At 34.4% G+C, this 11,884-nt stretch carries 11 protein-coding genes; 9 read left to right on the forward strand and 2 right to left on the reverse strand.

The window, feature by feature from the left end:
- The first annotated feature begins 166 nt into the window (after positions 1-166).
- The 9 genes from CI949_RS11150 to phoU all read left to right on the forward strand — a co-directional run bounded on the left by CI949_RS11150 (position 167) and on the right by phoU (position 9,196).
- Positions 167-1,594 (forward strand): alpha-amylase, encoded by a 1,428-nt coding sequence (locus tag CI949_RS11150; protein ID WP_089655365.1) that lies wholly within the window; start codon positions 167-169, stop codon positions 1,592-1,594.
- Positions 1,595-1,843: 249 nt separating this feature from the next.
- Positions 1,844-2,608, forward strand: a complete 765-nt coding sequence (locus CI949_RS11155; RefSeq protein WP_290766494.1) for a gamma-glutamyl-gamma-aminobutyrate hydrolase family protein — start codon at positions 1,844-1,846, stop codon at positions 2,606-2,608.
- 32 nt (positions 2,609-2,640) lie between these two features.
- Entirely contained in the window at positions 2,641-4,179 is a 1,539-nt protein-coding gene (locus CI949_RS11160; protein WP_089655361.1) for an ABC transporter substrate-binding protein, read from the forward strand.
- 99 nt (positions 4,180-4,278) lie between these two features.
- A complete protein-coding gene (locus CI949_RS11165; protein ID WP_290766499.1) occupies positions 4,279-5,226 on the forward strand; it encodes an ABC transporter permease in 948 nt (315 codons plus the stop codon).
- A gap of 128 nt (positions 5,227-5,354) precedes the next feature.
- Positions 5,355-6,281, forward strand: coding sequence for an ABC transporter permease (locus CI949_RS11170; protein ID WP_290766502.1), 927 nt, complete (start codon positions 5,355-5,357; stop codon positions 6,279-6,281).
- Between the two features lie 24 nt (positions 6,282-6,305).
- On the forward strand, positions 6,306-7,034 hold the full coding sequence (locus CI949_RS11175; protein WP_290766505.1) for an AzlC family ABC transporter permease: 729 nt from the start codon (positions 6,306-6,308) through the stop codon (positions 7,032-7,034).
- A complete protein-coding gene (locus CI949_RS11180; protein ID WP_290766510.1) occupies positions 7,021-7,344 on the forward strand; it encodes an AzlD domain-containing protein in 324 nt (107 codons plus the stop codon). Before CI949_RS11175 ends, CI949_RS11180 begins: the two co-directional genes overlap by 14 nt.
- 52 nt (positions 7,345-7,396) lie before the next feature.
- Positions 7,397-8,434, forward strand: a complete 1,038-nt coding sequence (locus CI949_RS11185; RefSeq protein ID WP_290766513.1) for a low specificity L-threonine aldolase — start codon at positions 7,397-7,399, stop codon at positions 8,432-8,434.
- Positions 8,435-8,542: 108 nt separating this feature from the next.
- Positions 8,543-9,196 carry a phosphate signaling complex protein PhoU gene (gene phoU / locus CI949_RS11190; protein ID WP_290766516.1) on the forward strand — a complete coding sequence of 218 codons (654 nt, stop codon included), beginning with the start codon at positions 8,543-8,545 and terminating at the stop codon, positions 9,194-9,196.
- Positions 9,197-9,268: 72 nt separating this feature from the next.
- Here phoU and CI949_RS11195 read toward each other — a convergent pair whose 3' ends face one another.
- Both CI949_RS11195 and CI949_RS11200 read right to left on the reverse strand, forming a co-directional pair.
- A complete protein-coding gene (locus tag CI949_RS11195) occupies positions 9,269-10,792 on the reverse strand; it encodes an AbgT family transporter (protein ID WP_290766519.1) in 1,524 nt (507 codons plus the stop codon).
- Between the two features lie 117 nt (positions 10,793-10,909).
- Positions 10,910-11,824, reverse strand: coding sequence for a P1 family peptidase (locus CI949_RS11200; RefSeq protein WP_290766522.1), 915 nt, complete (start codon positions 11,822-11,824; stop codon positions 10,910-10,912).
- Between the last annotated feature and the right edge of the window lie 60 nt (positions 11,825-11,884).

Here is an 11,884-nt window from a genome sequence, read left to right on the forward strand (position 1 = left end):
GACCGTGGTCCACAAGCTGAAAACGTTGTTAAGTTATAGAGTTTAAAACTGTATAAACTAAGACAACTTACCCCGTCCAGGGTTCTTGGGCGGGGTTTTATATATTTAAATATTTTTTAGGAGCATAATAAAATTATAAAAAATTTAAGCAGGAGGAGGATTTATTTTGGAAAACCCTGTTATTTTACAAACTTTTTATTGGGAGATGAATACTGGGAAATATGCAGAAGAATATCCAGAAGAAGCAGATTTGTGGCTTTTGCTGGCTGAGAAAGCTAAAGAAATAAGTGAAGCAGGTTTTGATTTGCTCTGGTTTCCGCCTGCAAATAAGGGTGCTGGAGGAGTTTTTGATGTAGGGTATGGAACTTATGATCTTTGGGATTTAGGAGAGTTTGATCAAAAAGGTTCTAAAAGAACAAAATATGGAACTAAAGAAGAACTTATGCAGGCTATAGCTGAACTGCATAAATATGACTTAAAATTGTTATATGATGCAGTTTTAGATCACCGAATGGGTGGTGATGAAAAAGAAAAAGTTAAGTTAAAAGATTGTTCTGATGCAGAAGTTTGGACAAAATTTAATTTTCCAGGCCGAAATGATAAATATAGTTCTTTAAAATTAGACTGGAGTTGTTTTGACGGTACTGATTGGAATGAGTTAACTAAAGAAACAGGTGAAATGCTTTTTAATACCAAAGAATGGGATGATTCTTTTGATGAAGATTTTTTAATGGGGGCTAACTTAGATTATCAAAATTCAGCTGTGCGCGAAGACACCATAAATTGGGGAAAGTGGATTATTAACGAAATAGGATTTGATGGTTTTCGCTTTGATGCTAGTAAACATGTAGATAATTCTATGATTCATGACTTTATAGAAGAAACAGATAAAGCTTCAGCTAAGGATTTATTTTATATTGGTGAAGCTTGGATTAATGATGTCGATACATTGGTTAATTATTTGGATGCTATAAATCATCCTAAATTACATGTTTTTGATTTTCCCCTACGAGAACGGTTTATCGAACTGATGCATGGTGATTTAGACATGCGTTGGTTAGGAGCAAAAGGCCTTGTAAATCGGCAAGGTTATAAGAGGAGAGCAATAACATTTATTGAAAATCATGACACAGAAAGAGATGCAGAAAATGAATATGGTACAGAAGCGATTGCACAGCGTAAGTTTCAAGCTTACTGCTATATTTTAATGCGCAGAGATGGTGTGCCTAAAGTCTTTTGGAAGGACTACCATCACTTTGGCTTAAAAGATGTTATTGATAAATTAATTAAAGCCCGTAAAAAGTTTGCTTATGGTGATGCTTATGAGAGTGAGTCAAATGATAAAAACACCTATTCTTATATTCGAAGTGGTGATCAAGACCATCCTGGCAGTGGTTTAGTAATGATGATTACTAAACATGAGCACGGAGAAATTATTGAAAAAACCGTTAATTCTGGTCAGCCGAATACGGAATACTATGATTACACGGGGAATATTGATGAAAAAGTAAAAACTGATAATGATGCGAATGGTCAGTTTAAGGTCAAGGGAACTGCTGAAAAAGGTTACTCTGTCTGGGTTGCAGTTGAATAAGAATTGTGAATAAGAATAGAATTCAATAATTAATGCAGGAAAAAAACCGGTGGATGAAGAACTTATATAAGTAAGGGTTTATAAAACTTGAATTGCCTTTTTTTAAGTGAATTCATAATTAAATCATGCTTTAATGTGATAAAATATTCAAAGTTGACAACAATACTAAAGATTGATATAATTTTTAAAAATATTACTTCAGTGATCAACAATAAATTTTTTTTAATAGAAAGAGGATGGAGGAAGAGCATGTACCCGAAAATTTTGATTACATCTTTTAAAGTACCAACAGAAAAAATGGGAGAGCAGTATAGTTTAGAAGGAGTAGAATTTTCTTTAGTTACTCAAGATTATTCTGAATCATTGAGTATGGCTGGTGCAATACCTTTAATTATGCCTTATCTTGAATCAAGAATTAATGATGAAAAATATATTCAAGAAGTCTTAGATGAGGTAGACGGTGTTATTTTGCCCGGTGGTAGCGATGTTGACCCTGCTTTATATAATTCTTATCCTGAGAAAAATTTAGGTAATATCTCTCCTGAAAGAGATTTATGGGAATTGAAAATTTTGGAGATGGCCTTAGAGATGGGAAAACCTATTTTAGGAATCTGTCGCGGCTTTCAGCTAATAAATATTTATTATGGTGGCTCCTTGAAAGTAGATGTTTGTGGTAATAATGATGAAAGTAAAATTCCGCATATGGCTCTAATGGTTCCGAAATATTATAAAACTCACAAGCTTGAGATAAAGGAAAATACTCGCCTTGCTAAAGTTTTTGCTGGCGATAAGGTTGCAGTTAATTCTTATCATCATCAGGCAGTAGATAAAGTTGGTGATGGGCTGACAGTTTCTGCAGTTGCACCAGATGGTTTTGTCGAGGGGGTAGAAGATACTGATTATCCATATCTAGTTGGTGTACAGTGGCATCCTGAAATGATGGCTGATAAGGACCCGATCCAGTTGAAGTTATTTAAAGATTTTGTTGATTTTGTAGATAGTTCTAGAGAATAAAATATAACAGAGTATTATAAGGAGGAAGTATAATGAAAAATAAGTTTTTAGTTTTATTATTGATCTCATTATTTATGGTTTCAGCTTTTTCAGCTGTGCAGGCACAGGAAACAGAAAGCTTTGTAATGGGGATAGAAGATGAGGTAAGTAATCTTGATCCAGGGGAAACAACTATTTCTGTTAATGAAAGAGTCGCATCATTACTTTTTGATGGGCTTGTAGAATATGGTGAGGCTAACAAAATAGTTCCTGGCATCGCAAAAGATTGGACTATTTCTGATGATGGATTAGAATATACTTTTGAGTTAAGAGAGGGAGTATTATTTCATAACGGAGAAGAGTTGACTGCTGAAGATGTTGAATATACTTATCAGCGCATTTTAAATCCTGATTATGGTTCTGGTTTAAAATCTAAAATAGAATCAGTTGAAGCAATTGAGGTTATTGATGATTACAAAATTAAATTTACTTTAAAAGAACCTTATTCTCCATTTATTTTAGCCATGACTTTTGGTATTATTCCTAAAGATTACGCAGAAGAAATTGGTGATGAAGAACTCGGCCGTAATCCAGTAGGTGCTGGACCATTTAAAATGGAAGAGTGGGATGCTGGGAATCAGATAGTTTTAACAGCATTTGAAGAACATTGGAATAAGGTTCCAAATATTAAAGAATTAGTTATTAGATCTATTCCAGAATCTGCAACTCAAGCGATGGAATTACGCAGTGGAGGCATTGATTTTGGTGTTAACTTAGATGTTGGTCAGTTGGATTCTTTTACTGAAAACCCTGATTTTCAGGTTAAATCAGCTGCCGGAGCTGGTATTAATTTCTTAGGCTTTAATTTCGAAATGGAACCTACACATGAGCGGAAATTTAGAGAAGCTGTAATTCAAGCTGTCCCATTTGATCAAATAATTCCTCAGATATTTGGTATTTTAGGCGAAAGAGCTTATTCTATGTTGCCACCTACATTATGGCCTGAGGATAGAGACTTCTTAAGGGACAATGCTGTTGGATTTGATCCCGAGGCTGCTGCCAGAAAGTTTGAAGAATTAAAGGCAGACGGTGTTCTCCCGGCTGATTATATAGCTGAAATTTATGTTTCAAATAGTCGCCCTAATCAAGTTAAGACAGCTGAAGCAATGGTAACTGCTTTAAACCAAGCAGGCTTAAAAGCTGAAGTTAATGCAATGGAGTTTGGAACAATGTGGGATATGCTGGGCCGTGGTGAAATTGGCATGTTTTTCTTAAGATTTGTTTCAGATCCAGACCCAGATTATTGGCTATATAGATTCTTCCAATCTGAAGGTGCTCTAAATAGAGCTCAATACCAGGATGAAGAAGTTGATCAGTGGTTAGAAGAAGCAAGAACTATCTCTGACCAGGCAGCAAGAGAAGACCTTTATAAGAAAGTATTGCGAAAAGTATTAATTGAGGATCTTGTTTTCCATCCACTTGCACATTCTACACAAATCTATGTTATGCAGGATAATGTAAGAGAGTTAGAACCAGGAAATTCTCTTTTAATTCCTTTGGTTACCCCAACAGCTAACGTTTATAAAGAATAAATATAGATTCTAGGAATCTGTCGTTTTAAAATAAAGATAAACTATCTTAAATTACTATGCAGATAGCATTGACTATCTGCATAGTCTTTTTAGAAAGAGGTGAACAATTTGTTTGCTTATATCATTAAAAGATTACTCTGGTTAATTCCAGTTGTAATCGGTGTTTCCTTAATATTATTTGGGATTATGCAGCTTGTTCCTGGTAATCCAGCGGCTATAATGCTGGGAACTAATGTGACTCCAGAAGCTATAGAAGCTTTGAATGAAAAATTCGGATTTAATGAACCCTTTCATGTTAGGTATTTTTTAATGTTAAAAAATTTTTTAACAGGAGAACTTGATTCTATTTATTATGGTGATAAGGTTATTAATATAATCGGTAGGAGGATGACAGCTACAATTGAACTAGGAACACTTTCGCTAATAATTGCTGTCTTAATTGCGATACCAACTGGTGTAATTGCTGCGGTTAAGAAGGATTCACTATTTGACTTATTAAGTATGTTTATTGCCACTGTTGGTATTTCAGTACCTGCTTTTTTTACAGGGATTATTTTTATTTATTTATTCTCAGTATACTTTCAAATATTTCCCTCTTCGGGATATGGTGGTAGGATATGGACTTTAAATGGTATGAAACATTTAATTTTGCCAGCTTTTTCATTGAGTACGGTTATGATTGCCAGCACAAGCCGTTTAACTAGATCATCAATGCTTGATATTATGAAAGAAGATTACTTAGTAACTGCAAGATCAAAAGGGGTTGCTGAGAAGGTAATTATTTTAAAACATGCTTTTAGAAATGCTTTGATTCCAATTATCACTAATATTGGAAACCAATTAGCTATGATGTTTGGGGGAGCTATTTTAATTGAGTCAGTATTTGCCTGGCCTGGGGTAGGAAGGCTTGCAGTTAAAGCAGTTGAGTTTAGAGACCAACCCTTAGTTTTTGGCTCAATTCTAATTTTATCAATGCTCTATGTTGTAGTGAATCTTCTGGTAGATATAATATATGTTTTTATTAATCCACGTATTAGCTACAAATAGTAGTAGAATTGGGGTGTTAAAATTTGAAAAAGAAAGTTATTTTATTTATACTATTATTGATTCAAATATATGTAAATTATAAGAATTGGTTGATAGAAGGCAAAATTTGGAGCAGTTGGGAATATAAATTGGCTACGATATTTTCAGTAATTATTTTAATTACTCTTTTGCTGCTTCTATTTAAAACTAGTATCTTTCTTAAATTTAAAGAAAATGATCTTTATGTCAAAACGCTCAAAGAATTCAATAGAGGTTATGGTGGTAAAATAGCTATTTTAATTCTTGCTTTAATTTTTTATGCAGCCTTTATGGCTCCTTTTATTGCACCGCATTCGCCAACTGAAATTGATTACAGCAATATGACATATTCAGCGCCTTCTTTAGAACACTGGTTTGGAACTGATGATTTTGGCAGGGATATGTTTTCTCGAGTTCTTTATGGTGCAAGAATAGCTTTGGGAGTTGGTTTTGCAGCAGTTTTGGTAAATGCCAGTTTAGGAGTCACTTTAGGACTGATGGCTGGTTATTATGGTGGTAAGGTTGATATGATTATCATGCGTTTGGTGGAAATTTGGAATTCTATTCCGTTCATTTTACTGGCACTTGCTATCATTTCTGCTCTAGGAAAAGGTGTTTTTAATATTATAATTGCTGTTGGAGTTACAGGTTTAATTAATTTCTCCAGGTTAACTCGTTCTATAGTTTTGCAAATCAAAGAAAAAGAATATGTAGCAGCAGCAAAAGCTTTAGGTGCCAGTGATTTTAGAATTTTATATCATCACATTTTGCCAAATTCTATTTCGTCTTTGATAGTTCTTGCCACTTTGAGAATAGGAATTTCTATTCTTGTAGTTGCTGGCCTTAGTTTCTTGGGCTTAGGAATTCAACCGCCAACTGCTGCCTGGGGAACTATGTTGAATCGTGGGCAGGAATATCTAATTCAGGCGCCCTGGATGTCGATTTTCCCTGGTCTGGCTATTATAATAACTGTTTTAAGCTTTAATCTTTTGGGGGATGCATTGAGAGATGCTTTAGATCCACGTCAACTGGATTAGTTTTGAAAGGAGTAGAATTAATTTATGTCACAGAGTACTGAGAAGCGAGTAAATAAAGAAACAATAAGTAAAAAGATAAAAGATCAAAATTTTATAAATGGAGTAAAAGCAGCAATTCCAATAGTTTTGGGATATCTACCGATTGGTATGGCTTTTGGTATGCTTGCTGTTAGTAAAGGTTTATCTGCACTTCAAGCAACATTAATGTCTATTTTTATTTTTGCCGGTTCGGCTCAGCTTGTTTCAATAGAAATGATAGCATCAGATGCCGCTGTAGCGGCTATAGTTGCCATGACCTTTCTAGTTAATTTAAGACACTTACTTTTATCTGCGTCATTAAGCCTGCATCTTAGAAATTTACCAGTTTATTATTATCCTTTTCTGGGCTTTTTAATTACCGACGAATCTTTTGCCGTTGGAATGAGTAAAATAGGTAATCAACAAAATAAGCATAGATTTTTCTTTGGTCTTGGGTTAACTGCATATCTTGGTTGGGTTTCTAGTTCTGCTATTGGAGCTTTTTTAACTGGATTTATTAATTTTGGAAGTAGTGGAGCTTTGGATTTTGTTTTGCCAGCGATGTTTATTGTTTTATTAGTGATGCAGATTAGTTCAAAAAGTGAAATTATAGTAGGAGCTTTTTCAGCTTTACTGTCAGTTTTCTTTGCTTTAACTATCAACGGCAGTTGGAATATTATATTAGCTACTGTTCTGGCTTCTTTTTTAGGGGTGTATATCAGTGGAAGTAATTAAATTTGTTTTAATGATTATTGGTATGTTTGTTGTTACATTTATTCCAAGAATCATACCACTGCTCTTATTGGGAAATAAAGAACTTCCGGAAAAAGTTGTTCTCTGGTTGAGTTTTATTCCTGCTGCTGTTCTTTCAGCATTATTAGCACCTTCGATACTGCTTCGCAATGGAAGTGTTTATTTTAGTTTGGCAAATACATCTCTTGTTGCTTTTTTTCCAACACTGTTAGTTGCTTATAAAACCAAAAATATCTTTTATACGGTAAGTGGAGGTTTATTATTTTATTTATTGATTTCTCTATTGTTTTAGGCTATTAGATCTATATTATTTAACATAATAAAATAAAAGTGGGGGTTTTAAAATGGAAATTAAAGTAGATTTATTTAGTGACACAGGCACCAGACCTTCTCAAGATATGAGAAGATTCATGGCAGAAGCTGAGGTTGGAGATGAACAATTAGGTGAAGATCCAAGTGTAAATCGTCTCTGTCGCATGGCCTCAGAAATGCTCGGTAAAGATGAAGCGATTTATTTACCATCAGGTTTAATGGCTAATCAAATCTCTTTTGCTGTACATACCAATCAGGGTGATGAAATAATTATGGATCAGACAGCTCATCCGATACATTATGAGAGTGCTGCTCTTGCTGTTATATCAGGTGTTTCAATTAATGCTTTACAAGGTGAAGGTGGTATTTTTACTTCTCAACAGGTTGAAGAGGCGATTAGAGATAATGATTATCACAGTCCTCAAACTAAGGTGATTTCTATTGAGCAGACTACTAATTTAGGTGGGGGACGAATCTGGCCTCTAGCTAGAATCAAGGAAATAGCTGAGTTGGCTACAGAAAATAATTTAAAAATGCATATGGACGGGGCACGAATGTTGAATGCAGCAGTAGAAGCAGATGTTAATCCAGCTGAATATGGACAGTATTTCGATTCAATTTGGCTCGATTTAAGTAAAGGCCTTGGAGCTCCAGTCGGTTCTGTGCTGGCAGGATCAGCAGAATTTATTGAACAGGCTAGATTTTGGAAACAGAGATTAGGAGGAGCAATGAGACAAGCTGGAATTATTGCAGCTGGTGGTATTTTTGCTTTAGAACATAATGTTTCGCGGTTAAAAGAAGATCATAAACATGCTAAAATGTTAGCAGAAACAATTGCTGATCAAAAGGGATTAAATATAGATCCTGAAACAGTGGATACTAATATTGTTCTTTTTTCAGTAGCTGAGAACAAGACTGATTTATTTGCTGATAAACTTTTAGAAAAAGGAATTCGAGTTAGCAGATTAGATGGTAAATTAAGAGCTGTTACTCATTTAGACTTAAGTTTAAAAGATATTCGGTATGCAGTAAAACATATTGAAAAAACAGCAAAAGAGATTTTTGCCTAAATTAAATTTCAAAAAAGGCAGGATTTTAGGTTTCTGTCAAGAATATTTTAATATGAACTAAATATTAAAACTTAACTTTATTAAATTTAAAAGAGGAGAGTGAGTCCAATGGAACAGGTGTACGAAAAAAAGCGTGAACAGCTTCTTAGTGATCTCAGTGACATGAGTGAAGTAGCAGAGGGAATGCTGCAGAATGTAATGAAGGCACTAGAAAATGTAGATGTTGATTCAGCTCATGAAATTATAAGTAGAGATGATGTTGTAGATAATTATTTGATTACTATTGAAGAAGAGGTTTCGCGCTTGTTGACCCTGGATCAACCGCTGGCAGCTGATACCTGGTTTAGTATTGCAATGATTAAAATTGCAAATGATTTGGAACGAATAGGAGATCAAGCAACCAATATTGCAGAGATTTTGCTGCAATTAAAGCATGATGGCATTTTAAAACCATTAGTTATGATTCCAGAATTAGCAGATATAGTTAGAGATATGTTAGATGTAGTTTTAGAAGCATTTTCTACAAGAAATGCTGATCTGGCAGAAGCTGCCTGCAGAATGGATGAAAAAGCAGATAATCTTTATGAAGATATTTACCATAAAGCAATTAAAATGATTAGTAAAACAGAGAATCGAGAAGATATTAAACAAATAGTTCAACATATTAACTTAGCTAAATCTCTGGAGCGAGTTGGAGATCATGCTACTAATATTGGTGAAGAAACAATATTTTTTGTTACAGGTAAAAGAGTTAAGTATTAAATAGATTAATATAAATTTTGATTAAAAAAGGCCCTTTTCAGGGCCTTTTTTTAATCAGCTATATTTTTTATATTAATAAAATAATACTCCACCTGGTCCAATTGGTAAATTAAAGATAAACCAGATTATTAATAGAATTGTCCAGCCAACCATAAAGGCTATTGAGTAAGGAACCATTGTTGAAACAAGAGTACCAATCCCAACATCCTTATCATATTTTTTTGCAAAAGCTATGATAATTGCAAAATATGGCATTAATGGTGAAATAATATTTGTTGTTGAGTCACCAATTCTATAAGCCATCTGGGCGAACTCAGGTGAATACCCAAGCTGCATCAACATTGGCACAAAAACTGGAGCCATAATAGCCCATTTAGCAGATGCACTTCCAATAAATAAGTTAATCAAACCGGCTACTAATATAAAGACTATAATTAGTGGTAGTCCGGTAAAATTAATTGCCTGAAGAAAATCTGCACCACCTATTGCAAGAATTGTTCCTAATTTTGACCAGTTAAAATAGGCAACAAACTGTCCTGCTGCAAAAGCAAGTGTAATATAGCCACCCATACCAGCCATTGTTTCGTCTAAAAACTTTGCAACATCATCTCCATTTTTAATTGATCCAGTTTTCTTTCCGTAAGCAAGCCCAGGAATTAAAAAGAAAATTGCAATTAAAGGTACCATACCTCCAACAAAGGGAGTAGAGCCCATAATTAAATTACCTTCATCACTTCTTAAAATACCATTTTGGGGTACTGTCATTAATAAAATAACTGCTAAAGTAATTCCAAGCCAAATGATTGCTGATTTCAAACCGGCGTTTTCTTCAGCACTAATTTCGTCTAAATTTTCTTCATGGTCACCGGTATATTCGCCAAAACGGGGAGCAATAATTTTTTCAGTTACCCAGGTACCTATAATAGTTACTATAAAAGTTGAAGCAACCATAAAGTAATAATTAACTGTTGGGGGAATTGTATATCCCGCATCCAGCAGCTGTGCTGCCTCTTGTGAAAGACCAGCTAAAAGGGGGTCAAGAGTTGAAACAAGTAAGTTTGCACTATAACCTCCTGAAACACCGGCAAATGCCGCTGCTAATCCAACAATTGGATGCCTGCCTTTAGCTGCAAAAATAACAGCTCCTAAAGGAACTAAAACAACATAACCCGCATCTGAAGCTATATTAGACATAATACCAGCAAAGATCACAACTGCAGTAATATATTTATCTGGTGCACTTAAGACAGTTTTTTTCAGTGCTGCTGAAATCAAGCCAGATTTTTCAGCTATTCCAACACCAAGCATCGCAACTAGAACTACACCTAATGGAGCAAAGCCAGTAAAGTTTCCAACTGCTTCAGTAAATATCCTGCGAATACCTGATTTAGACAGCAAATTAACTGCTCTAATAGTTTCGCCAGTACCAGGATGCGTTACTGCAACTTCAAATAAACTGACAAACCATGATAAAACTAAAACAGCTAAAGATAATATGAAAAATAAAATAACTGGATGTGGTAGTTTGTTTCCTGTTCTTTCTATTCGATTTAAAAATCGATCTGTTAAGCTTAAATCTTTTTTCTTACCAAACATAATATCCTCCTCTAATAATATAATTATTTTAATACTTTAAGATAATAAAGCAATAAAATTTTAAGCCGCATTTTATAGTATATTAAATTACTGTAGTTTTTTCAAGTCAGATATTGCTTATTTTATTTTTGCAGTAGAAATTATTGCTCTTTTCACGACTTCAGCTGCAGCAATTCCTATCTGGTTAGTATCAGCTTTAAATTTATTAGAGGCAAGTGTAAATATGGTATCTCCATCTAAAAGAGTATGGACTGGATAAATTGTCCTACTTAAAGCACTATGTGCCATCATTGAAACTCTGTTGGCTTCAGATTTATTTAAAATTGCATTTGTTGTAATTACAATCAAAGTTGTATTGTGTCTTAAAAAACCTAGGTTGATTTTTGGCTTTTCGAGAATAACTTTTTCAGTATTTAAAAAATCTCCATTTTTATTCTTAGCTCCAGCAATAATTTGACCGTTATCAGGATTTTTTATGTCACCAAAGGCATTAACTACAGCCAACGCGCCTATAATAAGATTACCAATTTTAATTGAGGCGTGTCCAAGTAGAGTTTTGCTTGCATAGTTAATACCACTAATTTTTCCGCAAGTTGTTCCAGTGGCGGCTCCAATACTTTTATTTTTTTGCTTAGAGCTATTTGCCTGTAAACAGGCCTGGTATGCCATTTTTTGATCAGGAAAGTGGTTTGTCTTATATTCCAGGTCATAAACAACTGCCGCAGGAACTATCGGCACAACTCCACCACCTGTTTCAAAACCGATATTTTTTTCTTTTAAATACTTCATGACTCCACCAGCGGCATCTAACCCATAGGCACTACCCCCACTTAAAAACACGGCATTTGCCTGATCCACAGCTGCTCTACTGTCTATAAGAGCTATTTCTCTGCTTCCAGGTGCTCCCCCGCGGACTTCTGCTCCAATTGTAAAATTTTCTTCAGCTAAAATTACAGAACAACCTGTTCCAGTATCTTGGTTTTCAGCATGTCCAACTTTAATTCCTTCAACAGCTGTTATATCATTGTTCATTTGCTTCACCTCATACTCTATTATAAAGGAATCTTTAGTTTTATTAAACTACTATTTATC

This window comes from Halanaerobium sp., from assembly GCF_003070835.1.